We start from the raw sequence: 26,903 nt of genomic DNA on the forward strand, positions 1-26,903 counted from the left end.
CATATACAAAATGAGGCTATTCCCCAGAAAATATCAATCCCAACAAAAAAAGCGGGACAAGCGTCTCGCTTCTTCATATTACTCAACCAAATTAGTGTTGTGAAGCACCCGAAACTGTATCAGGAGCAGTATCTTCTTCAGGTTTTGATTCTTCATGTTGAGATGCACCGGTTGCAGCATCAGCTTCAACGCCGTACTTTTCTGCAAAGTAACTGAATGGCTTCAAAGCTTCAGCTTGATACTTCTTAACGAAGGCTGGATCGTCAAGAGTATTCAATTCAGTTGAGTAAGGCATTTCATGGGTGTACTTAATGTCGATTAACATTGGGCCATCCATCTTCTTGAATTCGTCAACGGCTTCTTCGAATTCCTTCTTGGTGCGGACAACAACACCCTTAACGTTCATACCTTCGGCAACCTTTGACCAGTCGTTGTCAGGAATGATAACACCTGATAATGGTTGGTGAGATTCATCTTCTTGTTCTGCTTCAATGTAACCTAATGTTTCGTTAGTGAATACAATGTTCAAAACATGCATGTTGTAACGAGCCATTGTGAGGAGTTCTTGGTTCATCATGGCAAAGCCACCATCACCAGATAATTGCCATACTTCACGGTCTGGGTAAACAGTTGCGGCAGCAAGAGCTGCTGGAGCACCATAGCCCATAGTTGCGAGAAGGCCTGAAGTAGTCCACTTTTGATCATCGTGCAAGTTCAAAAGACGGCATGAGTCAACGTTAACGTTACCTACATCAATAGCAAAGATTGCATTGTCGTCAGCCTTCTTGTTAATAACATCCCAGATTGGTTCAGGACGAACTGGCATTTCATCTGAGTCCTTAAAGCTTGCATGCCATGCATCCCAGTTTTCACGGTCTGCAATAGCTGCCTTGTAAAGCGGTGATTCATTACGTTCCTCACCAGCATCAATGATTGCTTTCAAAGCCTTCTTAGCATCTGCAAGCATTGAAACATCAGTTGAGTGACGCTTACCAAACTTAGATGAGTCAATATCAATTTGAATAACCTTAGCATTCTTAGGGAACCATAAGATTGAGAATGGTGAGTTGTTACCTACCCAAACAACTAAGTCAGTTGCAGTTTGAACTTCTTGAGCTGCCTTAGGCCCGATACGACCAATTGTACCAATATATGCTGGGAATTTATCGTCAACTACACCCTTGCCTAAGTATGATGACATAATTGGAGTCTTGAACTTTTCAGCAAATTCCTTAACTTCTTCGCCAGCATCCCTAGCACCTAAACCAACGTACATGGTTGGGTTCTTAGCTTCCTTCAAAAGCTTAACAGCTTCTTCAACTGAAGCCTTAGTTGGTGCTGGGTAGTTTGCTGCTGGATGAGCATCCTTGTTTACACGGAAGTTGTCATCAATCTTTTGCCAACCGTAGTCCTTAGGAATAATGATGATTGCAGGACCTTTTCTTTCGTAGGCTTGACGAATAGCTTCATCAGTTAAAATTGGAATTTGTTCAGCAGTCTTAGCTTGACGGCACCAAACACTAGCGTTCAAAAACCACTTGTCTTCGTCAAATGCTTGGAAGAAGTCGATATCTTGACGACTAGTTGGAACGTTAGCAACAATTGCTACCATTGGAGTCTTGTCAAACTTAGCATCATACAAACCGTTGAATAAGTGAGCGGAACCAGGACCAGCTGAGCCGAAACATACACCCACCTTACCAGTTAATTTGTATTCAGCTGAAGCTGCTAAAGCGCCAGCTTCTTCGTGACGTACTTCGATAAATTTCATCTTATCTCTAAAGTCATAGATAGCGTTCATACTTGAGTCGAATGAACCACCTGGGAAACCGTAAATATGATCAATTCCCCAATCATAAATAACTTTAAGCATTGCATCAGAACCATTAATTTTTGTCATATAAGTGCATCTCCTTAACTTTCGTTCTTTCATAATGTATTAAAACACTTTTTTTCACATTTTCAAGCCTTAAGCTTTGCCGTTATTATGCGCATGCAAACGCTTTTGTAATAAGAATCATTTCACAAAGTATAATAAGATTCGGCTTATGCAAAGTTGAATGATAGCGCTTTATATTGTGATTTTATGAACATTATTATACTAAATCCAGTTCATTTTATATATATTTGATAACACTTATAGTAAAAAATTAAGAAAATTTTTTGCATTTTATTTATATTCTATATTATTTAGGTATATGTTATTTTATATTTTTGCATATGAAAATAGCGCAAGATCCTATTCCTACGCCATTTTCAAACTATTCTACTTTTTCACTCTAGAGTAACGTCCATTTTGAATATAAACACTCAAAATTGCCAAATCAGCTGGGTTAACACCTGAAATTCGCTCTGCTTGAGCCAAAGTTTCCGGACGAATCTTTTCGAATTTTTGTCTTGCTTCTGTAGCTAGACCCTCAATCTGATCATAATCAATATCAGCTGGAATCTTCTTAGCTTCTTGTCGCTTTAGGCGAGCAATGCGAGTTTCTTCTTTTTTAATGTAACCAGCATACTTGATGCCAATTTCAACCTGCTCTTTAACGTAGCGGTCACCAGGAATGACTTCACCAGTTAGGCGCTCAATATCTTCAATCGTAACATTAGGACGACGCAAAAAGACATCAGCCTTAACGCCTGCTTTCATCGGCTCTTGACCAATGCTTTGCAAGAATCCTTGCACCTCTTCAGTTAAATGAACTGTAATTTCATGCAAACGCGTCTTTGCATCCCCAATCGCCTGCTTCTTTTCCTCAAATTTTGCATAACGATCATCAGAAATTAAGCCCAAATCATGACCATATTCAGTCAAACGCAAATCTGCGTTATCGTTACGTAAAATTAAGCGATATTCTGCCCGACTCGTTAATAAACGATATGGTTCATTCGTCCCTTTAGTTACCAAGTCATCAATTAAAACGCCGATATAAGCATCATTACGTCCTAAGGTAAAGCCTGGCTTATTTTGCGCCGACAAGGCCGCATTAATCCCGGCAATCAATCCTTGACCAGCTGCTTCTTCATAGCCTGATGTTCCATTCATCTGACCAGCAGTAAATAAATGCTTAACGTTCTTCGTTTCCAAGGTATGCTTCAATTGCCATGGTTCAACCACATCATATTCAATTGCGTAACCCGGACGCATCATTTCTGCATTTTCCAGTCCAGCAACAGAGTGAATCATCTTCAATTGAATTTCTTCTGGCATTGAAGTTGAAAAATCACCTACATAAACTTCCTTAGTGGTTTGACCTTCTGGTTCAAGAAAAATCTGGTGACGATCTTTATCTGCAAAACGAACAACCTTATCCTCAATTGAAGGACAATAACGTGGGCCTACACCCTTGATAATCCCTGAAAACATTGGCGCACGATCAAGATTATTTCTAATTATCGTATGCGTTGTCGGATTAGTGTAAGTCATCCAGCAAGAAATTTGCTTCTGGAGATAATCATCATCCTTGCTTTCATATGAAAAATGACGTGGTGTTTTGTCGCCAGGTTCTTCCTCAGTCTTAGAATAGTCAATTGTATTACCGTTAACACGTGGAGGTGTACCAGTCTTAAAACGGCGAAGCTTAAAGCCTAGCTTTTCCAAATTTTCTGACAATTTAATTGAAGGCGTAGTGTTATTAGGACCTGATGAATAAGTCAATTCACCGATAATAATCTTGCCACGAGCCGCAGTACCTGTGGTCAAAACCACGCTTTTAGCATGATATTTGGCACCAGTATTAGTGATTACGCCCTTGCAGACGCCATCTTCAACTACCAATTCATCCACAATCGCCTGGCGTAAAGTTAAGTTAGGCGTATTTTCAATTGTATCCTTCATGTGCTCATGATATTGCCACTTATCAGCTTGAGCACGCAAGGCACGCACAGCAGGACCTTTACCCGTATTTAACATCCGCATCTGAATATAGGTAGCGTCAATATTTTTCCCCATTTGACCACCCAAAGCATCAATTTCGCGGACAACTGTCCCCTTAGCAGGGCCACCAACAGATGGATTACATGGCATAAAAGCTACCATATCTAGACCAATTGTAACTAGCAAGGTCTTTTGTCCCATATGAGCACTAGCCAAAGCAGCTTCACAGCCAGCATGACCAGCACCAACGACAATTACATCATACTCATTTGAATCATACGTTTTAACCATTTTCTATCCTACTTTCCTAAACAGAACTGACTGAATAACTGCGTAATTAACTCGTCTGGTGCACTTTCACCAGTAATTTCACCTAAAGTATCCCAAGCACCAGTAAAGTCAATCTGAGCAATATCAACTGGAATCCCATCTTCAACTGCTTGAATTACATCTTCTAATTCTTTCTTTGCTTTATGTAAAAGTGAAGCTTGTCGCTGATTAGTGACCATAATTTGATCATTAGAATTTTCAATCCCAGCACAGAAAAGCTTATTGATCAACTCTTCAAGTGCATCTAGGTTTTGTTCCTTCAAAATTGAAGTTGAAATAACATCACTAGCAGTTAGCTTTTGCATCTCATCTACTGTTATTTTTTGACCCAAATCAACCTTATTCAAGATCACGATCCGCTTCTTATCTTTGGTTGCTTCAATCAATGCTTGATCTTCAGCTGTCAAAGCTTGACTGGCATCAATTAACAATAAAACCAAATCTGCTCGTTCTAGAGCCTTTTTTGATCTTTCCACACCGATTTTTTCCACTTTATCTTCAGTGTGATGAATACCCGCAGTATCAATCAACTCTAACGGTACGCCTTTTACAGACACATATTCTTCAAGCGTATCACGCGTGGTCCCTGCTACATCCGTAACAATCGCTTTATCACTCTGAGTCAAGTAATTCAATAGCGAGGATTTACCCACATTTGGCCGCCCAACAATTGCTGTAGCCAAGCCATTACGCAGAATTTTACCTTCTTGAGCTGTCTTCAGCAACTGGTCAATTTTCTTAATTACTGACTTAGAAGTATCCACCATTTGCTTAGCAGTAATGGTATCGGCATCATATTCTGGATAGTCAATATTAACTTCAACATTAGCCAAAGTATCTAAAATTTCCTGCCGCATTGCTTGAATCTTATGTAACAAACCGCCAGCTAATTGACCTAACGCAACTTGACGTGCCTTGTCAGTTTTAGCCCGAACGATATCCATCACACTCTCAGCTTGGGTCAAATCAATTCGTCCATTTACAAACGCACGCTTGGTAAATTCACCAGGATCTGCCATGCGCGCACCGTGGCTTAACAATACTTGCAAAATATGATTAGTGACCACGATTCCGCCATGACAGTTGATTTCTACAATATCTTCACGTGTAAAAGTTTTAGGTGCTCGCAGCACTGTCACCATTGCTTCATCAATCGTTTTTCCAGTATCCGGATCAATAATATGACCATAATGAATCGTATGTGTAGGTACCTTACTTAAGTCCTTGCCCTTAAAAACTTCATTAGCGATCTTGATTGCATCCTCGCCTGACATTCTTACGATTGAAATTCCACCTTCACCTATTGGAGTTGAAATTGCCGCAATAGTATCGAACTCTGTTAAAGTTTGAGCCATATTTCTTTCCTTTTCTCAATAAAAAAAGTGCATTATACCACCACGAATAAACATGATGGATAAAGCACTTTGACTACTTTATCTAAAAATCATTTTAGATTAATATTCTTTTATTTCATTTTGCGTCCTAAACGCTTGTAAGTTCTTCTCAGTTTACGTTTGCGTTCACGCTCAGCCTCAGCCTTCGCTTCTTGCTCTCTTCTATATTTAATAGGATTTTGCAAGATAAAAGTTTGAACTACCTGGAATAAGTTGGAAATTACCCAGTAAAGTGTAATAGCTGACTGGAAGTTCAAAGCCATTACACCAACCATGATAGACATTCCGTACATCATCACTTTCGTCATTCCATTTTGCGCTGATTTTGGCGTTGATAATTGACTGATATAGGTCGATAAGAACGTAAAAATCATTGCCAAAATAGGCATGATATAGTATGGATCTGGCTTGCTTAAATCCATCCACAAGAAGCGACCAGTTTGCAACTGCGGTGTCCGTAAAATTGCACCATACAGCGCATACATAACTGGCAACTGGATTAGAACAGGCAAACATCCAGTATAAGGATTTACGCCTGCTTCTTTATAAAGCTTGCTAGTTTCTTGTTGTAATAATGTTCTTGATTCAGTGTCACGTCCTGGATATTTTTTACGCAACTCATCAATTTGTGGCTGAATGCTCTGCATCTTAGTAGTGCTTCGAATTGAAATAGCATTCAAAGGTAGCAAGATGACACGAACAATAATGGTAAAGATAATAATTGCCCAACCATAACTGTTCCCCATCAACTTAGCTAACCACAAAATGAAAGCTGACATATAGTAAACGATCCAACGATCCCACCAATTACCACTTGTATGTGAAATTGGTGCTACTTGACCGTTTGCGCCTGTAGTAGCACAGCCTGTTAATACTAAAGCAAGCATAGCTACTGCCAAGACAGCAAGAAGACGTTTGACATTTCTCTTCGTCAGAATGTCCTTCAATCTATTTTTCCTCAACTTCATCTGGCATTTCTTCAATAATATGGGCTAATGATAATGCGTGAAGCAAGTTTTTACGCACTTGATCCATATTAAAATCACGAGCATAAGGCCGCGTAATGACTAAAAAATCAACATGCGAATCAATTTGCAATTTTTCTTCATCAATCACGGCCCGAATATAACGCTTGAGTCGATTACGCGCAACTGCAGTGTGGCCAACCTTCTTGCCAACAGAAATTCCTACACGAAAATGTTTGTTTTCTGTTTTTTCTACCTTATAGATAACAAAAGCTCGGTTAGCGACTGAGTCGCCAGATTCGAAAACTTGCTGGAAATCTTTTTCAGATTTTACTCGATAAGACTTTCTCAAAACGTTTCATTCCACTCTAGTAGACTAAAAAAACCACTGGGATTCAGTGGTTTAAGCAGATAAGACTTTTCTACCCTTTGCACGGCGTCTTGCTAAAACCTTACGGCCATTTGATGTGCTCATACGCTTCATAAAACCGTGAACACGTGAACGGTGACGCTTCTTAGGTTGGTAAGTTCTCTTAGTTGTCATATTTAAACTGCACCTCCATAAATTTCTGTGCCAATTGCACAATTTCTTATTAAGGATAGCACGAAAAGCCGTAAAAACCAAGTGTTTTAAGAAAAAAAGCACAGATAAACTTGCAGTTAATAATTAAAAATTCTTTGCTTTTTGTGTGGATAAAAAATAAAATGATTTTTCCACATGCAAATTCCACAAAACAATTCCCAGACTTATCCACAAATCACAAGCTGTTAAGAAATAAATTCACACCATGTGGATAACACATCTAGCATTTTGCCTTAGGTGTTGCTAGAATGGATATCACAATTCACAGTATCACTGTGCATAAATCAATACTTTTGTCTTTACCATGTCAAAATGTGCATATCGATATAAAAGTTATCAACAACTTGTGAGTACTGTTAATTTCTTTTTCACCTGTGGAAAACTAATTTAGTTAATGGTAAAATAAATTTGCTTTTTACTAACTGGGAGGGAATGTACATTGTTCGACATTGACAAATTTTGGGAACATTTTAATGACGAGATGCGCGCTCGTTTTAATGAAGTTGCCTACAATGCTTGGTTTAAAAATACCAAACCTATTTCATATGATAAAAAGACACACGAACTAAAAATCTTGGTTCAAAATCCTGTTTCTAAAGGCTATTGGGAAAAAAATCTATCCTCTCAATTAATTCAATCTGCTTACGGCTATGCCGGTATCGAAATCTTACCTGTATTTAAAATATCTGAAGATGCGGATATTACAGAAAGAATTGTCACACCTACAACTCCTCGTGATCTGCCGACACGTCAGCCAAAACTGCCAGAAAAAGAATTTACCAAAGATCTAAAATTAAATGAAAAATATACTTTCGATAATTTTGTTCAAGGTGAAGGTAACAAATTAGCAGCTGGTGCAGCACTGGCCGTAGCCGATAGTCCAGGTAGTTTTTATAATCCTTTATTTATCTTTGGTGGAGTTGGCTTAGGTAAAACGCACTTAATGCAAGCAATTGGGCATCAAATGCTAGCAGAAAGACCTAACGCAAAAGTAGTCTATATACAGAGCGAAACTTTTGTTAATGATTTTATCAACTCAATCAAAAACAAAACGCAGGACAAGTTCCGCGAAAAATACAGAACTTGTGACCTACTTTTAGTTGATGATATCCAATTCTTTGCAAAAAAAGAGGGGATTCAGGAGGAATTCTTCCATACTTTTGAAACACTTTATAACGATCAAAAACAAATCGTGATGACCAGTGATCGTCTGCCTACAGAAATTCCGGATCTGTCGGAGCGTTTAGTTTCTCGATTTACATGGGGCTTACAAGTTGAAATTACACCACCAGATCTTGAAACTAGAATCGCCATTTTACGCCGCAAAGCTGAAGCAGAAGGATTAACAATTGATGATAGTACTTTAGACTATATTGCATCTCAAGTAGATACTAACATTAGAGAACTTGAAGGAGCTTTGGTTAAAGTTCAAGCTTACGCGACAATTGAAAAAGCAGATATTGATACTGATCTTGCCCGTGAAGCACTAGTAGACCTGAAATTAGTTCAAAAGAATCGTGGATTGCAAATTTCTAAAATACAGGAAGTTGTCGCTAATTATTTCCAAACTTCAACTGCTGAATTAAAAGGTAAAAAGCGTGTACGGCAGATTGTTGTTCCTAGACAAATAGCGATGTATCTTTCTCGTGAGTTAACAGATGCTAGTTTGCCAAAAATCGGTCAGGAATTTGGCGGTAAAGATCATACCACTGTCATGCATGCTTATGATAAAATCGACAAGCAGATGAAAGTTGATTCTGATATCAAAACTGCTATCTTTGACTTGAAGCAAATTTTAGAACACTAAAAGTTATCCACTGTGGAAAAGTGAACAAGTTTTACACAAGTTTTTAACCGCAACAAGTCCGGTATTTTAGGCTTCTTATGAGTTATCAACAGAACTCACAGGCCCTACTACTACTATTTAATATATAATTACTAATAAAGATAAAAAATATACCAACTCTTAGGAGGAGAAAACATGAAGTTTACTATTAACCGTAATTTGTTTATCGAAAACCTCAACAATGTTATGCGGGCCATTTCATCAAGAGCTACTATTCCTATTCTTAGCGGTATTAAGTTGAACTTAACTGACGATCAACTTACTTTAACCGGTAGTGATACAGATATCTCAATTGAAATTCAAATTCCTGTTAATGATGACTTAAACGTTGAATCTACAGGTTCTATTGTTTTGCCAGCAAGGTTCTTTAGTGAAATTGTTAAAAAGTTGCCTGGTAAAGACTTTTCATTTGAAGTAAAAGAAGGACTTCAAACTCAAATCGTATCTGAAAATAGTGAATTTACTATTAACGGGTTGGATGCTAACAATTATCCACGTTTACCCGAAATTCCAGATGCGGCATCATTTACTATTTCAGGCAAGACTTTTAGAGAAATCATTAATGAAACCCAATTTGCTACGTCAAATGATCAAACTAGAGCAATTTTAACTGGGGTTCGTTTCTTCTTTAATCCAGATAAGATTAAAGCTGTTGCTACCGATTCACATCGTTTATCACAAAGAACCATTGCTTTAGAAAACGGACCTCAAGCTGAAACTGATTTAATTATTCCTGGTAAAAGTTTACAAGAATTAGCCAGAATTATTGGAGAAGCTGATCCAGAAGTTAAAGTTTGTCCAGGCGATAATCAAGCCTTATTCGTGATTGGCAACTTATCATTCTACTCACGCTTATTAGATGGCAATTATCCTGACACTGATCGTTTAATTCCAACTGAAAAGACAACCAGTGTTGAATTTGATATTCCTGAATTATCTAGTGCACTTGAACGAGCTAGTTTATTAACACATGCTGGTCGCAACAATGTAGTTACATTAACTTTAGATGTGGAAAACCAAACTGCTAAATTATCAGGTAAGTCTGCAGAAATTGGTAATGTAGAAGAAGATGTTAGCTTCCGAAATCTTGAAGGAAATAATTTAGAAATTTCATTTAACCCTGATTACATGCGCGATGCGTTAAGAGCATCAATAACAGATTCAGTAGTTATGAGTTTTACTAAACCACTGCGTCCATTTATTATTAATCCTGATAAGGATGATATCGAATTTGTTCAGTTAATCACCCCGGTTAGAACATACTAATTCAAATACACAATATTTAGGTCTTAAAAAGCTGCTGTTAAAGCGGCTTTTTATTTTGCTTTTGGATCAAATCGCAAAATATTAGCGCACATTTATTTTTTTACTGACTTAGTGTGATTAGGTTATTTACAAAAAAAGCGCTGAAAAGGCTTATAAGGCCGGTTTAGTTTGTTATTTGAGCTGAAAACTAATATAATTAGATAGGTAAAAAGAGTATTGAAGGTGAGCATTATTAAGTATTTTACAGTTAATGGCGACTATATTACTTTAGGACAATTCCTGAAGGAAGAAAGCATTATTTCATCAGGTGGGCAGGCAAAGTTTTATCTTGAAGATAATCCAGTAACTTTAAATGGTGAACTTGAGAATCGACGAGGTAAGAAATTGCATATTGGTGATCACTTGGTAGTTGATGGCCAAGAATATGAATTTCGGTAGGAAAGTTAATGTATCTTGATCATTTTAGTGTGCAAAACTTTCGTAATTTGAAAAAACTTGACGTGGATTTTGATCCAAACGTCAATATTTTTATTGGCAAAAATGCTCAAGGCAAGACCAATCTGTTAGAAGCAATTTACTTTTTAGCACTAACGCGTTCGCATAGAACCAATAGTGATAAAGATTTAATCGGCTTCGGTGGCGAATATACTAATTTATTGGGACATGTGCATAAAAGTCAAGTTAATCTTGATTTGCGCGTTTTAATCACCAAAAAAGGGAAAAAAGTGTGGATTAATCGGGTTGAACAAGCTAAGCTGTCCAAATATGTTGGTCAATTGAACGCAATTTTATTTTCGCCAGAAGATTTAAAACTAATCAAAGGTGCTCCTGCCTTGCGGCGCAGGTTTATGGATCAAGAATTTGGTCAAATAAATGCGGAATATTTATATTTTGCCAGCAAATATCGTCAAGTTTTAATTCAAAAGAATAACTATCTGAAGCAGTTGGCTAAAGGAAAGGCGAAAGATCAAGTCTTTTTAGATGTCCTTTCAGATCAATTAGCTGGAATTGCGGCCGAAGTTGTATTTCGGCGGTTTAAATTTTTGAGATATCTTAGCCACTATGCTAGTGATGCTTATGCTCATATTAGCTTAGGCAGTGAGCAGCTTTCAATTGCTTACCATCCATCGGTGGCTGATATTCAAGCTGATGATAGTACAGAAGAGATTTATCAAAAGATTTTAGCTAGTTTTGCACGGAATAAGGCAACTGAAATTCGCAAGGGAATGACTACTGCTGGTCCTCATCGTGATGATATTGAGTTTAAACTCGATGGTCAAAGTGCTCATGTTTATGCTTCACAAGGGCAGCAGCGTTCGATTGCGTTAAGTGTCAAGCTGGCAGAAATTCAATTAGTGCATCAACTGACAGATGAATACCCTTTGCTTTTACTAGATGACGTAATGAGCGAGTTAGATCATGGTCGTCAAAGTGCTTTGCTTAATTATATTCACGGAAAAACACAAACCTTCATCACGACAACTGACTTAGAGGGTATTTCTTGGGAAATAATTAAAAAGCCACGTGTGTATCACATTCAATCAGGCAAAATTAGTTTGGAGAAGGAGAATTAAATGGCTGATAATTCAAAAGAAAATCTTGAAAAGGTCAAAAAATATGAAAAAGAGGCCGACAAGTATAATGCCAGTCAAATTCAGGTTCTTGGTGGCCTAGAAGCTGTACGTAAGCGGCCAGGGATGTATATCGGTTCGACTAGTTCTCAGGGATTGCACCACTTAGTGTGGGAAATTATTGACAACAGTATCGATGAACGACTTGCTGGTTTTGCAACCAAGATTGAAGTTACCATCAATGAAGATGGTAGTGTGACTGTGCAAGACGATGGTCGTGGTATTCCAGTAGATATTCAAGAAAAAACTGGTCGTCCAGCATTAGAGACTGTATTTACTGTACTTCACGCCGGTGGCAAATTCGGCGGTGGCGGATACAAGGTATCTGGTGGTTTGCACGGGGTTGGTGCCTCAGTTGTTAACGCCTTATCTACCAAGTTGGACGTTACCGTTATGCGTGATGGTAAGAAGTACTTTATTGACTTCGATCACGGCCGCGTCAAGGATGAAATGAAGCAAATTGGCACAGTTCCACTTGATGAACATGGGACGATTGTTCACTTTTACCCAGATCCAGATATCTTTACCGAAACTACGGTTTTTGATGATAAGGTTTTAAAGAACAGAATTCGTGAATTAGCCTTTTTGAACAAAGGATTAACTTTAACCTTTACTGATAAACGAAAAGATACTGCTGAAACAGATGTGTATAAGTTTGAAGGTGGGATCAAGGAATACGTTGCCTTTTTGAACAAGGGACAAGAAGTATTATTTGATGACCCAATTTATGTTGAAAGCACATATAACGGTATCGATGTTGAAGTCGCTTTGCAATATACAAATGGCTATAAGACAACATTAATGACCTTTGCCAACAACATCCACACCTATGAAGGCGGGATGCACGAAGCTGGCTTTAAGACTGCTTTGACTCGGGTAGTTAATGATTATGCACATAAGGCTAAAATCTTGAAGGACAAAGATGACAACCTTTCAGGTGAAGACATTCGTGAAGGGATGACTGCCATTGTTTCAGTTAAGCACCCTAATCCACAGTTTGAAGGTCAGACCAAAACTAAGCTTGGTAACTCAGATGCTAGAACTGCAGTGGATAAGTCCTTCTCTGAAACTTTCAGTCGTTTCTTGATGGAAAATCCTTCAGTTGGACGCAAGATTGTAGAAAAGGGACAACTGGCAGAACGTGCTCGTACTGCTGCTAAGCGTGCCCGGGAAGTTACTCGTAAAAAGTCTGGTTTGGAAATTGCTAACTTGCCAGGTAAACTTGCTGACAATACTAGTAACGACCCAAGTATTTCAGAATTATTTATCGTTGAGGGTAACTCAGCCGGTGGTTCTGCTAAGCAAGGCCGTTCTCGTTTAACGCAAGCTATTTTGCCAATTCGTGGGAAGATCTTGAATGTTGAAAAAGCTTCAATGGACCGAATTTTGGCTAACCAAGAAATTAGATCATTATTCACAGCTTTAGGCACAGGTTTTGGCGCTGACTTTGATGTGTCAAAAGCACGCTATCACAAGTTGATTATCATGACTGATGCCGATGTCGATGGGGCTCACATTAGAACGCTATTATTGACCTTGTTCTATAACTACATGCGGCCAATGATTGACAAGGGCTATGTTTATATTGCTAAACCACCTCTATACCAAGTTCGTCAAGGTAAAGTGGTTAAGTATCTTGATACTGATGAAGAATTGCATGACTATTTAGGTAGCTTGCAACCAAGTCCTAAGCCAATTGTGCAACGTTACAAGGGGTTAGGTGAAATGGACCCAGAACAATTGTGGGAAACTACCATGAATCCAGAAAATAGACGACTAGATCGGGTAAGTCCTGAATATGCTAAAGATGCTGATGAAGTCTTTGAACTTTTGATGGGGAATGAAGTTTCACCAAGACGTGACTTTATTCAAAAGAACGCTAAATATGTTGAAAACTTGGATGCGTAGGAGGATTTAGATGGACGATAATCAAACTCAAGATCATAGAATTCAAAACGTCGATCTAACTAGCATGATGCGTAGTTCCTTCTTGGATTACGCGATGTCAGTTATTGTTGCACGTGCTTTGCCTGATGTGCGTGATGGATTAAAGCCAGTGCAGCGGCGTATCCTTTACGGAATGAGCGAATTAGGTGTTACGCCTGATAAGCCATACAAAAAGAGTGCCAGAATTGTTGGGGAAGTTATGGGTAAGTTTCACCCTCATGGTGACTCCTCAATTTATCTGGCCATGGCCCACATGGCACAAGACTTCTCATACCGCTACATGTTGGTTGACGGACACGGTAACTTCGGTTCCGTCGATGGGGATGAACCAGCCGCAATGCGTTACACCGAAGCGAGAATGAGTAAAATCGCTGTTGAAATGTTGCGTGATATCAACAAGAACACGATCGATTGGCAAAGAAACTATGATGATACTGAAAATGAACCAGTAGTTTTGCCAGCTAGAATCCCTAACTTGCTAGTTAACGGCGCAAACGGGATTGCTGTTGGAATGACCACTAACATTCCACCACATAACTTGACTGAAGTGATTAGTGGTTTGCACATGTTGATGAAAAATCCTGATGCAACAACCAAGGAATTAATGAAAGTTATCCCTGGTCCTGATTTTCCAACTGGCGGAATCATTATGGGCCGTGGCGGTATTTACCGTGCTTATGAAAGTGGTAAAGGCAACATTGTTGTTCGCGCCAAAACTAATATTGAAACCGAAAAGAGTGGTCGTGAACGGATTATCGTCAGTGAAATTCCATACATGGTTAATAAGGCTGAGTTAGTAAAGAAGATTGCGGACTTAGCTCGTGAAAAAATCATTGATGGGATTACTGGCGTGCGGGACGAATCCGACCAGACAGGGATGCGGATTACTATTGATATCCGCCGTGATGCTAGTGCCAGTGTTGTTTTGAATAATTTATTCAAGCAAACGCAAATGCAAGCTAACTTTGGGATGAATATGGTGGCCATCGTTGATGGTGCCCCACACTTCTTGACCCTAAAGCAGATGTTGCAATACTACTTGGACCACCAAGAAGATGTTGTAACGCGCAGAACTAAGTTCGAATTGGCTAAGGCTGAAGCTAGAGCACATATCCTAGAAGGATTGCGCATTGCGCTAGACAATATTGATGAAATTGTCCACATTATCCGCAGTAGTCAATCTAGTGACATTGCCAAGGCTACTTTAATTAGTCGCTTCGGGTTAGACGATAAGCAATCACAAGCTATCTTGGACATGAGGTTGGTTCGTTTGACTGGCTTGGAACGTGACAAGGTTGAAGCTGAATACAAGGAATTGCAAGCTAAGATTGCTGATTACAAAGATATTTTGGCTAAGCCTGAACGAATTGATCAAATTATTTATGACGAATTGCTTGATATTCAAAAGCGTTTTGGCGATAAGCGAAGAACTGAAATCGGTGCTAGTGAAGTAGTCTCAATTGAAGATGAGGACTTGATTGAAAAGCAAAATATTTTATTGACGGTTACTCATAACGGCTACATCAAGAGAATGCCAATTCAAGAATTCAAGACGCAAAACCGTGGTGGTAAAGGCATCAAGGGCATGGGCGTTCAAGATGGCGACTTTATTGAACACTTGATTTACTCAAGTACCCACGATCTGCTCTTGTTCTTTACTAATGCTGGTAAGGTTTACTCCAAGAAAGCCTATGAGATTCCTGAATACGGCCGCGCAGCTAAAGGATTGCCAGTAGTCAACTTATTGCAATTGGAAAAGGGCGAAAAGGTCCAAACTGTAATTAATATTCCAGAAGGTGCTGACGATAATTACTTATTCTTTGTTACTAAGATGGGAACTGTTAAGCGTACACACGTTAGCGAATTTTCTAATATTAGAAACAGTGGTTTAATTGCCTTAACTTTGAAAGATGGCGATGAATTAAGCAATGTTTTGACTACTGATGGTAAGCAAAACATCTTAATCGGGACTCACTTAGGCTACGCTGTTACCTTCAATGAAGGCGATGTTCGGGCAATGGGTCGATCTGCTGCCGGTGTTCGCGGAATTAACCTGCGTGAGCATGACTATGTTGTTGGTTCAGGTATTTTAGGTGCTGATGACCAAGTCTTGGTAATTTCTGAAAAGGGTTATGGTAAACGGACTCCAGCTTCAGAGTATCCAGTTAAAGGCCGTGGCGGTAAAGGTATTAAGACTGCCAATATTACTGAGAAGAATGGTCCATTAGCTGGTGTAACAATCATTAACTCAAATAATGATGTGATGGTAATTACTACTGACGGAATTATGATTCGGTTTAGAATTGATGATGTTTCGCAAACTGGCCGTAGCACCATGGGTGTTCGCTTGATTAAAGTTAGCGATGATAGTCAGGTTGCAAGTTTAACCGTTGTTCCAACTGAGGAAGAACAAGATCAAACTGGTGACGATGACGACTCAAAAAATGAATAATTAATTAAAAAAACAAAAAATTTGAACTTTTAAAAAAATTATCAAACTTTTTTGCGTAATAAATAATGAGCAGTAAAAAATCTGCTAGGATCACGTGAAAACAGTTTGGTAATTTTTTGTTTATATGCTAAAATTAGAAATTGCGAGTAATATTCCATTACTCCTTGTTCTTGATTTTAGCAAGAACCATATAGTCCAGAAGGAGGTGCAATAGTCATGGCAACTACAAAGTACGAAGTAACTTACATCATCAAGCCAGATGTTGACGAAGACAACAAGAAGGCTCTTGTAGAAAACTACGATAAGGTTATCGCTGATAATGGTGGTACTATGGTAGAATCCAAAGACTGGGGCAAGCGTCGTTTCGCATATGAAATTGATAAGTATCGTGAAGGTACTTACCACATTATGACTTTCACTGCTGACAACGCTGACGCAGTTAACGAATTTAGCCGTTTGTCAAAGATTGACAACATGGTTTTACGTTCAATGACCGTTAAGTTAGACAAGTAATTTTGAGTTTATTATCCATTATGTAATTTAGGAAAGGGGACATAAGTATGATTAATCGAGTTGTACTTGTTGGCCGTTTAACACGTGATCCTGAATTGCGTACTACTGGGAGCGGAATCTCGGTTGCTACGTTTACTCTTGCTGTTGACCGTCAATTTACAAATAGCCAAGGTGAGAGAGGCGCGGATTTCGTCAGCTGTGTAATTTGGAGAAAGTCAGCAGAAAACTTCTGTAACTTTACTTCAAAGGGTTCATTAGTTGGAATTGATGGCCGAATCCAAACCAGAAGTTATGATAATAAAGATGGGCAAAGGGTATATGTAACTGAAGTTGTTGTTGATAACTTCTCATTGCTCGAATCACGTAAGGATCGTGAAGCCCGCGGTCAAAATGGTGGTTATACACCAAATAGTGGGAATGCTGGCAGTCAACCTGCTAATAATTTCCCAATTAATGGTGGATCACAAGGTAATTCACAGACTAATAACAATCAAAACAATTCACAGGATCCATTTAATGGTTCGGGTGATACGATTGATATCTCTGATGACGATCTACCATTTTAAACTAAATTAAAGAAAGGATTCTAGAACATGGCTCAACAAAGAAGAGGCGGCCGTCGTCGTCGTAAGGTTGACTACATCGCAGCTAACCACATCGACTACGTTGACTACAAGGATGTCGATCTGTTGAAACGTTTTATCTCAGAAAGAGGTAAGATTTTACCACGTCGTGTTACTGGCACTAGTGCTAAGAACCAACGTAAGGTAGCTAATGCAATTAAGAGAGCTCGTATCATGGGCTTGTTACCATTCGTTGCTGAAGACTAATTTAGATCGAAATAAATCAAAAGGACAGAACGCAAAGTTCTGTCCTTTTTTCGTGTAATAATTAAAAAATTCTCTCTTCGTATTGTACCTACTGTTTTCAATCACGAGCCGGAATAAGGTATAATTAACACTGATATACTATATCTATTAGAAAGGATCTTCATGAAAGATTTTTTACGTAAGCTAGAGTTGCCTGAATTTATTAAGGATTCACGGCTGACAGCTTCTATAATCATTGCACTTTCTCTTTCATTATTGGGAAGCATTATTGCGATGATTATGAATCCATTGTTTGGATTGGCAATGCTTTTAGTCTTTATTTTGACCGTTGCCTTTGCCATCTATGGGACCTATATTTTAGCGGGTAATGCAAATAGCTTTGCAGTTAATTTGTCTTATCGGATAAAGCGTAGTGAACAAGAAGCAATGATTAAGATGCCGTTGGGAATTTTGCTTTATGATTCGGATCACCAAATTCAGTGGGTTAACCCATATCTACAATTATATTTAAAGAGTACAGATTTGGTGGGGCACACAATTGAATCAGTTGACCCTGATCTGAATAAGCTACTTAATGAAGCAATTGAGGCAAAAACATCAGAAAATCATCTGGTTAATTGGGACGGCCACCGGTTTGAAATGGTGGTCCAAAATAATTTAGGCGTAATATATTTATTGGATATTACGCGCTATGCCAAAATTGAAGATAAATATAAAGCCGAACGATTGGCGATTGGTCAAATTTTCATCGATAATTATGATGAGCTAAGTGAGGCAATGCATGATCAAGAATTGACCAGCATGAGTTCATATGTGCAAAATACATTGAGTGATTATGCGAAAAAGTTTAACGCATATTTAAAACGGATTGATGAAGACCATTTCTTGATTTTGATTCATATGCAAGAATTAGCTGAGATGGAGAAGGACAAGTTCTCTGTTTTAGATAAGGTGCGTCAAGAAACAAGTAGAAACAATACGCCACTTACTTTATCTATGGGGGTTGCTTTTGGAAGCGATTCTTTGTCCGAAATTGCCAACCAGGCTCAATCTAACTTGGATTTAGCCCTAGGCCGAGGTGGAGACCAGGTTGTCTTACGTCAACCTGGTAAAGATGCCCGCTTTTATGGCGGTAAGTCTAATCCGATGGAAAAGCGGACTAGAGTTAGAGCAAGAATGGTTTCACAAGCAATTAGTGAACTATTTAAAGATGCCGATCAAGTTTTTGTTGTTGGTCATCAACGTCCTGACATGGACTCAGTCGGTAGTGGGATTGGTGTAGTAAAATTAGCTCGTCTTCACGGAGTTAAAGCTAATTTTGTTTTAGATACTAATAAGACAAACTATGATGTTGGTCGCTTGGTCACCTTAATGCAACAGAAAAATCAGGATAAGGATATCTTTATTAACCCTGATGTAGCTTTAGCTCAAGTTACTGACAAGTCAATGTTGGTAATGGTTGATCATTCGAAATATTCAATTACCTACACACGAGCACTTTATGATCGTTTGAAGAATCGAATCATCGTCATTGATCACCATAGACGAGGCGAGGAGTTCCCTGAAAATCCAATGTTAACCTATGTTGAGCCATATGCTTCTTCAGCCTGTGAATTGGTCACTGAGATGATTGAATATCAGCAGCCAGCTAACGGTAAGCGAGTTTTGACCGATATTGAAGCTACAGCGATGTTAGCCGGAATCGTAGTTGATTCTAAGGAATTCTCACTCAGAACCGGGACTAGAACCTTTGATGCGGCTAGTTACTTACGTTCAATCGGGGCTGATTCAGCAGTTGTAAGCATGCTCTTGAAAGAGGACATTGATAGTTTCCTCGAACGGACGCATTTAGTAGCGACATTGAAGATGGTGAAGCCGCATATGGCTGTCTTATGTGGACCTGATGATAAGATTATAGATCCGATTATTACAGCGCAGGCGGCTGATACTGCCCTTGATTTGGAAAATGTAGGTGCTAGTTTTGCAATTACGCGGCGCAGTGATAATACGATTGGTATTTCAGCTAGATCAATGGGTAAGATCAACGTTCAAATTATTATGGAAAAATTGGGCGGTGGTGGACATCTTTCTAATGCGGCAACACAGATTAAAGATGTTACTATTGAAGAAGCAAAACAAAAATTGCTTGATGCAATTGATGAATATGAAAAAGAAAATGATTAGGGAGGACAAATATGAAAGTTATTTTTACTCAAGACGTTAGAGGTCGTGGCAAGCGCGGACAAGTTAAGAATGTGCCAGATGGTTATGCTCAAAACTACCTGATTAAGCGCGGTTTAGCTAAAGAAGCTACTAAGGGTAATATGAACACCCTTAAGCGTGTCGAAGCTAACGAAAAGGCTGCTTATGAAGCTGAAAAGGCTGAAGCAGAAAAGATCAAGGCTGAACTTGAAAAAGACGATACTGTCGTTAACTTCAAGTCTAAGGCTGGTACTGATTCACGTTTGTTTGGCTCAATTTCAAGCAAGAAGATCGTGGAAGGCCTTGAAAAGCAATACGGGATCAAGGTTGATAAGCGTAAGTTAAACTTGCCTGAACCAATCAAGACTTTGGGTTATACTAATGTTCACGCTAAGCTGTTTAAGGGCGTAGAAGCTACTATTCGCGTTCATGTCACTGAACAAGACTAATTAAAAGTGGTTGTGCTTGATGGATAATATCGTTTCTCAACAAATTCCGCATGATCGCGATGCCGAAAAGGCAGTTTTGGGTGCGATTTTTATCGATCCTGAAGCAATCGCGGATGCTAGTGCAGTAGTTCAGCCTGTCGATTTTTATGAGCGGGCAAATCAAATTGTGTTTCAAGCAATGCTTGATTTGTCTGATCGCGGGGATGCAATTGATCCCCTAACTTTGCAGGATGAACTAAATAAACGAAATCAATTAGAAGATATTGGTGGTATCGGCTATGTTTCTGATTTAGCGATGGCCACGCCAACGGCAGCGCATGTTACCTATTATGCCAAAATCGTGCATAGGAAGGCGCTGCTTCGTCGTTTGATCTCTGCCAGTCAGAAGATTATCTCTAATGCAATTGACGGCTCAGACGACGTGACCGACATTCTAGACGACGCTGAAAGTGAAATCATGAATGTCTCGTCAGAAAATAATACAGGTGGCTTTAGAGCGATTAAGGAAATTGTTAATTCGGCGATTAATGATATTAACAATATCCCAGATGACGGGAATATGGTCACTGGTTTGCCAACCGGTTTTGCGGAATTGGACAAGATGACCACCGGTTTTCACGATGATGAATTAATCATTGTCGCTGCTCGTCCTGGTGTAGGTAAAACTTCCTTTGCCTTAAATATCGCGCAAAATGTGGGTCTGCATACGGATAAAAGCGTTGCGATGTTCTCACTTGAAATGAGTGGGGAGCAGTTGGTTCAAAGAATGCTGGCTTCTGAAGGCTTAATTAATTCGCAGCACTTAAGAACTGGTCAGCTTGATGAAGAAGAATGGCGTAAATTAGTAGTGGCTTCGGGGTCACTAGCTAACGCCCAGATTTTCATTGATGATACGCCGGGGATTAAGATGAGCGAGATTCGGGCCAAATCACGGCGTTTAGCTAAGGAAAAAGGTAATCTTGGCTTGATTGTGATCGACTACTTGCAGTTGATTGAAGGACCACGTAGTGAGTCACGGCAACAAGAAGTTTCAGCTATTTCACGACAATTAAAAAAGCTAGCTAAGGAGCTTCACATACCTGTTATTGCCCTTTCGCAGCTATCACGGTCAGTTGAGCAGAGACAGGATAAACGGCCTGTACTGTCCGATATTCGTGAATCTGGATCAATTGAGCAAGATGCCGACATTGTTTCTTTCTTATATCGGGATGATTATTATCGCGATGAGCCTGAAGATGGCGAAAGTAGTGGCAGTCAAGATGAAGTTGGCGCAGAAGACGATAACGGTGAAGTAGAAGTCATTATTGAAAAGAACCGTTCTGGTAGTCGGGGGACAGTTAAATTAATGTTCTCTAAGCCGTTTAACCGGTTTTCAAATTTGGATTATGCACATGATCCTAATGGCAATTAAGATTAATCAAAAGCACTCAATGAGTGCCTTTTTTTGTACTTAAATAAAACACGAATAATATTTACATAGCATTGTGTTATAGTTTATATTTTATATTGAAAGTGCACTTAATATTTGTTATAACTAATATTGAAAAGATCGAATTACGAATATACTACTCATGGAGGAATAGCGAGTTTATGAAGTTTAAGAAAATTTTGCTTGGTGCGTGTGCAGTTTTAGCAGCCGTTTCACTAGCTGCCTGCTCAAATAGTAAGAAGAGTTCATCTGCATCGAGTGAGCCAAAGGAATTGAACGTTGAATTTGTGCCAAGTACTCAAGCAAATAAGATGGAAGCTAAGGCAAAGCCATTAGGCACGCTTTTGCAAAAACAATTGCACATTCCAGTTCATGTAGCCGTTTCTACTGACTATAGTGGTCTGGTTGAAGCAATGTCATCTAAGAAAGTTGACGTTGGTTTTATGCCGCCATATTCCTATATATTAGCTCATAAACGTGGTATTGCTGATGTTTTATTACAAGCTGAACGTTATGGCTATGACGAACCATCCAGTAAGATGAATCATACCTTAATGCATAAGTATCGTGGTATGATCGTGGTTAAGAAGGGTTCAAAGATCAAATCCTGGAAAGACTTAAAGGGTAAAAAGATTGCGATTGGCGATCCTAGTTCTTCATCGGGTTATGTTTATCCAATTGCCGAACTTTACAAAAAGGGCTTGAACGTAAACAAGGACTGCAAATTAGTTAATGTTAAGGGTGACGATCAAGAAGTGTTATCTGTTTTAAATGGTGATGTTGATGCCGCATTCGTCTTCTCAGATGCACGTAATATTGCTGCTAAGGACGACAAGAAAGCAATGACCGATGTTGTACCAATCTACTTTACCAAGTGGATTCCAAACGATACTATTGCGGTTAGAAAAGATATGCCTGAGAAGTTTAGAACTAAATTGGCTAAGGCATTCAAGAATATTGCTAAGTCTAAAAAGGGTAAGCAAATTATTGAAAGCATTTATAACCACTATGGTTATGTTGATGCTAAGGATTCCGACTTCGATGGCTTGCGTCAATATCAAAAGATTGTGAACAAGGCTACCGGCGGTAATAATTAAGATTAAACAAAAGCACTCATTAAGTGCTTTTTTTGTATTCATGCTAAGATCAGTTAAAATAAATAAAACACCAAAAGCAAAAATGAAAAGAGAAGAAAAAATATGAAAATTGCTGTTTTAACTGATAGCTCAGCTTATTTGACTAAGGAGCAACAAGAAAAATATCAGATTGATGTTTTGCCGATCCCAATTATTTGGGGTAAAAAGGTCTATCATGACTTGATCGATATTGGTTATGAAGAGTTTTATCAAAAATTGAGTGTCGAAAAGGAATTGCCGACTACTTCACAGCCGTCAATTGGCGATTTAAAACAAAAGCTGGATAAATACGTCGCAAATGGTTATACGGATGTCATTGTGATCACTCTTTCTAGTGGAATTTCTAGCTACTTTTCAACTGTGCAAAGTATTGCCGAGGAAGAAGATCGGATTAAAGTGCATCCGTTTGATAGCAAAATTACCTGCGCTGGTGAAGCTGATTATGCGATGCTTGCAGGTCGCTTAGTACAGACTGGAGCTGGCGTTGATTTAATTATGCATGATCTTAAGGACTTGCAAAAAACGATGGATGTGCGCTTTATGGTGGACGATTTGAGCCATTTGAAACGAACAGGTCGTTTGTCTAACGCTGCTAGCTTTGTCGGAACCTTGTTTAAGATTAAGCCAATCCTGTCGATGGATGTGCAAGCAGAAGGTCATATCTCTGCGATCGCTAAGGAACGCCAGACTAAGCGGGCATATAAACATATTCAAACTGATTTTGATAATTTAACTAAAAATATGCCATATCCAATTCAGGCGACGGTTTTTGATTCGCTAGATCCTGAGCAAAAACAAGCTTGGCTTGATGATTACCGGGCTAAATTTCCTAAATATCAATTTGATACCAGCATTATTGGGCCGGTAGTTGGCGTGCATGTTGGCCAAGGAACAATGGCCGTAATCTGGTGCCGGGATTTAAATACTTATTTTGATGGAAAGGGTCAGCCAATCAAGGGAATTAATTCAAAAGAAGTAGTTGATCCAACGTAGGTAAAGAAAAATAGTTACATACGAATGAAAGCCTTTACACATAGAGGCTTTTTTCTTTATAATATTAGCAGCACGAAAACTTTTTGGAGAAAAACTTACATACAGAAAAGGATGAGAATATGGCAGAAAAGAAATATGTTGGTAGTATCGAAGCCGGTGGTACTAAATTTATCGTCGCTGTTCAAGATGTTGAAACAGGTAAGGAAGTAGCGCGTGATCGTATTCCTACCACTACTAACAAGGAGACTTTACAAAAAACAGCGGAATTTTTCAAAAAGCATCCTGTTGATGCATTAGGAATTGGTACTTTTGGTCCAATTGATATCAATCCTAACTCTCGTACTTATGGCTACATTTTGGACACGCCTAAGCCAGGTTGGTCAGGTACAGATGTGAAGGGCTTCTTTGAAAGAGAATTAGGTATTCCGGTTGCCATGACGACTGATGTTAATGCATCATGTTATGGTGAATATGTTGCCCGCGGCCGCGATGATTCTAAGAGTTACTTCTACGCAACGGTTGGTACTGGTGTTGGCGCTGGAATTGTACAAGCAGGTAAGTTGCTAGGCCTTAATAATCACCCAGAAATGGGCCACATGTTGGTTCGTCGTTATCCTGGTGATGATTATGAAGGTCACTGTCCATTCCATAATGATGCCTGTGTTGAAGGCATGGCTGCTGGTCCTAGTCTTGAAGGCAGAACTGGAATCCCAGGTGAAAAGTTGTCACGTGATAACAAGGTCTTCACTTATTCCGCATATTACATTGCCCAAATGCTCTTCAATGTTTACATGGCTGCTCGTCCCGATGTAATGATTGTCGGCGGTTCAGTTTTAAATGAAAATGATTTGGTTAAGGTTAGAAAGTTCTTTGATGAATTTAACAACAATTACGTTGCCACACCAGATTTGAACGAATTGATTGTGCGTCCAGCTGTGGCTCACAACGGTTCTGCAACGCTTGGCGATTTTGAATTGGCTAAGAATTTGCTCAAATAAAAAAGCATAGATAAATTGAATAAGCAATAAAAAGGCTCAACTCGTTAAGAAAGACGTAAGGCGAGCCTTTTCTGACGTAATTTGACCTAAATGCGCGTAATATTAACTCTAGAAACGTAACCGGTTTATTAAGAAAGGAGCCCAACTATGAACAAATCAGATAGTGGCTTAAAAGACAAAGTTATCGGTAAAGTGAAAGAAGTCGAAGGTAAAATTACCGGCGATAAATTACGCGAAGTCCAAGGAAAAGCTCAACAAGCCAAGGGCAAAGTTAAGGACAAAGCCAAAAAATTAAAGGATGATCTGGAAAAAGACCATCAAATAGACGAAGATTGTTAAAGATTCAGGTCGACTAGCAATAGCTAAACAGAAAGCAAATAGGTGATCCTATGTTATCATGGATCTGGGTTTTAATCGTTGGCGCTATAATAGGTCTAATAGCTGGTTTCATAACCGGCAAGGGTGGATCAATGGGATTTCTAGCTAATTTAATAGCAGGGCTGGTTGGTTCAACTTTAGGCCAAGCAATCTTTGGTTCGTGGGGGCCGCAAATGGCTGGGATGGCAATCGTACCATCAATATTGGGAGCCGTCATCTTGGTACTAGTGGTTTTCTTTGTACTAGGGATGCTTAGAAGAACTGAATAAAATTGAATAGAAAAAGACATGCTTAGCATGTCTTTTTTGTTTCATGTAGAACTATTTTAATTTCTGGTGTTCGTTTTCTTTTTCAGCTAAAAAGCGTTGCTTAACTTCTTCTGGTAATAGACTAGGAACAGTTTTATCATAAAATTCAAAGAAAATTGGTGCTTTATTAGAGTCATTGCTCTTCGGATATAAGGCAAAGTCATTTTCGTTGAACGGTAAACTGATGTTGCCACGTAAGGCATTGATTACTTCACCAAACATGTGCAATACATAATGGCGTGTTTCAGGTTCTAATGACATGATTACCCGGCTAAAGCGAACCGTTCCTAATAATTTGTTAGCCGTAATCTGGAACACATCGGTAATGTTCAATTCATCAAAAGCTTGAAAGAGGGCATCCCAGAGTTCGCCGCGTTGTTTTTCAGGGATGCTGTGATTGAAATCGATGAGCGAGTGGCGCAATGAGCGGGCACCTGAAGTTAAACTCTCAGCTAAAACAAAACTGTCACGCCCCACGGCCCAGCGGCGAGGATCATGTTGTTGGACCATTGGCGCTGTACTTTTAATGATTAAAACGCGCTCAGGGTGGTCAAGCATGGTGCCGATGATTGAGGCTTCAGGTAAATAGGTCTTCATTTTATACATGCTGCGAGTAAAACCAGGAGAGTTCCAGACCTGGCGGAAAAAGCCGGGTCCATCAAAGCTAAAGGCTTTGATAATGCGGTCTTGCAATTTGGGCTCGGCTACGCTTAAAGCATATTCAGCGTAATTGCCGCCCTTAGAATGCCCTGCTAAATATATTTTGTCATGGGGAAAGGCGGCAGCCATTTCTTTGAGGTAATTGGCAGCGACGTCTTGGCCATAAACTTTGGGCATGTAGTTCATATTCATGTCTTCGTTCCAGCCGATGATTGAGCTGTCGGTTCCGCGGTAAACGATGATAATTGTATTATCGGTTAAGCGAAAAGTAGCCGCGGTAAATTGAAGTGGATAAGGATCTTTTTCTAGCCGGTTGGTCCAGTTAAGGATTTTGATATCGCCTAGACGAGGTGATTTAGGTAAAAGAAGAACTTGATCGCCAGCTAAATCTTTCATTTGAACTTGAAATGAAGGAAGAACGCGTAATTTTTCTGCGACTTCACTTAAGGTATGTCCCTTAGCAGATTTGTCGACGGGTAAGTAGATGATTGAGGCGAAGAGGGATGCGTCCACGCTATTAAAAGGCCGTTCTTTAAAAGAAAGATCTCCCCGCCAACGTAAATAATCAAGTGTTCCAGCCATAATCTCATCCTTTCATTAATTAGGCAATATTACTATTTTACTAAATTGTCGCGCCAAAATAAAAAGTGTCTGGGAAAAAACTAACTCCTGGACCATAAAAAAGAACGATGATTTCCATCTGGATTTCATCGTTCTTT

The 26,903-nt window shown here is 39.2% G+C and carries 24 protein-coding genes; 17 read left to right on the forward strand and 7 right to left on the reverse strand.

Annotated features, from left to right (window positions below; all coding sequences use genetic code 11):
* Positions 1-91: 91 nt before the first annotated feature.
* The 6 genes from spxB to rpmH form a co-directional block, all read right to left on the reverse strand.
* Positions 92-1,900: a pyruvate oxidase gene (spxB, locus tag Q0Y84_RS05245; protein ID WP_297951488.1), complete on the reverse strand. Its 1,809-nt coding sequence runs from the start codon at positions 1,898-1,900 to the stop codon at positions 92-94.
* 366 nt (positions 1,901-2,266) lie between these two features.
* The gene (gene mnmG / locus Q0Y84_RS05250; RefSeq protein WP_297951489.1) at positions 2,267-4,165 is read right to left on the reverse strand and encodes a tRNA uridine-5-carboxymethylaminomethyl(34) synthesis enzyme MnmG; all 1,899 of its coding nucleotides are present in this window, start codon (positions 4,163-4,165) and stop codon (positions 2,267-2,269) included.
* A gap of 8 nt (positions 4,166-4,173) precedes the next feature.
* The gene (mnmE, locus tag Q0Y84_RS05255; protein WP_297951490.1) at positions 4,174-5,559 is read right to left on the reverse strand and encodes a tRNA uridine-5-carboxymethylaminomethyl(34) synthesis GTPase MnmE; all 1,386 of its coding nucleotides are present in this window, start codon (positions 5,557-5,559) and stop codon (positions 4,174-4,176) included.
* Positions 5,560-5,669: 110 nt separating this feature from the next.
* Complete coding sequence (locus Q0Y84_RS05260; protein WP_297951491.1) at positions 5,670-6,566, reverse strand: membrane protein insertase YidC; 897 nt, start codon at positions 6,564-6,566, stop codon at positions 5,670-5,672.
* Complete coding sequence (gene rnpA / locus Q0Y84_RS05265) at positions 6,547-6,915, reverse strand: ribonuclease P protein component (RefSeq protein ID WP_297951492.1); 369 nt, start codon at positions 6,913-6,915, stop codon at positions 6,547-6,549. The genes Q0Y84_RS05260 and rnpA overlap by 20 nt, the downstream gene beginning before the upstream one ends.
* Before the next feature lie 51 nt (positions 6,916-6,966).
* The gene (rpmH, locus tag Q0Y84_RS05270) at positions 6,967-7,107 is read right to left on the reverse strand and encodes a 50S ribosomal protein L34 (RefSeq protein ID WP_003549412.1); all 141 of its coding nucleotides are present in this window, start codon (positions 7,105-7,107) and stop codon (positions 6,967-6,969) included.
* A 478-nt stretch (positions 7,108-7,585) separates the two neighbouring features.
* On the opposite strand from rpmH, the gene dnaA reads away from it, so the two are divergent.
* The 17 genes from dnaA (at position 7,586) to Q0Y84_RS05355 (ending at position 25,485) form a co-directional block, all read left to right on the forward strand.
* Positions 7,586-8,953 (forward strand): chromosomal replication initiator protein DnaA, encoded by a 1,368-nt coding sequence (gene dnaA / locus Q0Y84_RS05275; RefSeq protein ID WP_297951493.1) that lies wholly within the window; start codon positions 7,586-7,588, stop codon positions 8,951-8,953.
* A gap of 174 nt (positions 8,954-9,127) precedes the next feature.
* Positions 9,128-10,258, forward strand: coding sequence for a DNA polymerase III subunit beta (dnaN, locus tag Q0Y84_RS05280; RefSeq protein WP_297951495.1), 1,131 nt, complete (start codon positions 9,128-9,130; stop codon positions 10,256-10,258).
* Positions 10,259-10,480: 222 nt separating this feature from the next.
* Positions 10,481-10,696, forward strand: coding sequence for a S4 domain-containing protein YaaA (gene yaaA / locus Q0Y84_RS05285; protein WP_297951496.1), 216 nt, complete (start codon positions 10,481-10,483; stop codon positions 10,694-10,696).
* An 8-nt stretch (positions 10,697-10,704) separates the two neighbouring features.
* Positions 10,705-11,832 carry a DNA replication/repair protein RecF gene (gene recF / locus Q0Y84_RS05290; protein WP_297951498.1) on the forward strand — a complete coding sequence of 376 codons (1,128 nt, stop codon included), beginning with the start codon at positions 10,705-10,707 and terminating at the stop codon, positions 11,830-11,832.
* Positions 11,833-13,797 (forward strand): DNA topoisomerase (ATP-hydrolyzing) subunit B, encoded by a 1,965-nt coding sequence (gene gyrB / locus Q0Y84_RS05295; protein ID WP_297951499.1) that lies wholly within the window; start codon positions 11,833-11,835, stop codon positions 13,795-13,797.
* Between the two features lie 10 nt (positions 13,798-13,807).
* Positions 13,808-16,288, forward strand: coding sequence for a DNA gyrase subunit A (gyrA, locus tag Q0Y84_RS05300; RefSeq protein ID WP_297951500.1), 2,481 nt, complete (start codon positions 13,808-13,810; stop codon positions 16,286-16,288).
* 216 nt (positions 16,289-16,504) lie between these two features.
* Complete coding sequence (rpsF, locus tag Q0Y84_RS05305) at positions 16,505-16,801, forward strand: 30S ribosomal protein S6 (RefSeq protein WP_297951501.1); 297 nt, start codon at positions 16,505-16,507, stop codon at positions 16,799-16,801.
* A 47-nt stretch (positions 16,802-16,848) separates the two neighbouring features.
* Entirely contained in the window at positions 16,849-17,367 is a 519-nt protein-coding gene (gene ssb / locus Q0Y84_RS05310; RefSeq protein ID WP_297951502.1) for a single-stranded DNA-binding protein, read from the forward strand.
* 27 nt (positions 17,368-17,394) lie between these two features.
* Positions 17,395-17,631, forward strand: coding sequence for a 30S ribosomal protein S18 (rpsR, locus tag Q0Y84_RS05315; protein ID WP_003549366.1), 237 nt, complete (start codon positions 17,395-17,397; stop codon positions 17,629-17,631).
* Between the two features lie 162 nt (positions 17,632-17,793).
* Complete coding sequence (locus Q0Y84_RS05320) at positions 17,794-19,815, forward strand: DHH family phosphoesterase (RefSeq protein ID WP_297951503.1); 2,022 nt, start codon at positions 17,794-17,796, stop codon at positions 19,813-19,815.
* An 11-nt stretch (positions 19,816-19,826) separates the two neighbouring features.
* Entirely contained in the window at positions 19,827-20,282 is a 456-nt protein-coding gene (rplI, locus tag Q0Y84_RS05325) for a 50S ribosomal protein L9 (RefSeq protein WP_151495353.1), read from the forward strand.
* A gap of 19 nt (positions 20,283-20,301) precedes the next feature.
* The gene (gene dnaB, locus Q0Y84_RS05330) at positions 20,302-21,693 is read left to right on the forward strand and encodes a replicative DNA helicase (protein WP_297951504.1); all 1,392 of its coding nucleotides are present in this window, start codon (positions 20,302-20,304) and stop codon (positions 21,691-21,693) included.
* Positions 21,694-21,872: 179 nt separating this feature from the next.
* On the forward strand, positions 21,873-22,808 hold the full coding sequence (locus tag Q0Y84_RS05335) for a phosphate/phosphite/phosphonate ABC transporter substrate-binding protein (protein ID WP_297951505.1): 936 nt from the start codon (positions 21,873-21,875) through the stop codon (positions 22,806-22,808).
* Between the two features lie 102 nt (positions 22,809-22,910).
* Complete coding sequence (locus tag Q0Y84_RS05340) at positions 22,911-23,840, forward strand: DegV family protein (protein ID WP_297951506.1); 930 nt, start codon at positions 22,911-22,913, stop codon at positions 23,838-23,840.
* Between the two features lie 119 nt (positions 23,841-23,959).
* Positions 23,960-24,838 carry an ROK family protein gene (locus tag Q0Y84_RS05345; RefSeq protein WP_297951507.1) on the forward strand — a complete coding sequence of 293 codons (879 nt, stop codon included), beginning with the start codon at positions 23,960-23,962 and terminating at the stop codon, positions 24,836-24,838.
* Between the two features lie 147 nt (positions 24,839-24,985).
* Positions 24,986-25,177, forward strand: a complete 192-nt coding sequence (locus tag Q0Y84_RS05350) for a CsbD family protein (RefSeq protein ID WP_297951508.1) — start codon at positions 24,986-24,988, stop codon at positions 25,175-25,177.
* 50 nt (positions 25,178-25,227) lie between these two features.
* Positions 25,228-25,485, forward strand: coding sequence for a GlsB/YeaQ/YmgE family stress response membrane protein (locus Q0Y84_RS05355; protein WP_297951509.1), 258 nt, complete (start codon positions 25,228-25,230; stop codon positions 25,483-25,485).
* Between the two features lie 51 nt (positions 25,486-25,536).
* Here Q0Y84_RS05355 and Q0Y84_RS05360 read toward each other — a convergent pair whose 3' ends face one another.
* The gene (locus tag Q0Y84_RS05360) at positions 25,537-26,766 is read right to left on the reverse strand and encodes a DUF2974 domain-containing protein (protein ID WP_297951510.1); all 1,230 of its coding nucleotides are present in this window, start codon (positions 26,764-26,766) and stop codon (positions 25,537-25,539) included.
* Between the last annotated feature and the right edge of the window lie 137 nt (positions 26,767-26,903).

This window comes from uncultured Lactobacillus sp., from assembly GCF_947367125.1.
Classification (GTDB): Bacteria; Bacillota; Bacilli; order Lactobacillales; family Lactobacillaceae; genus Lactobacillus.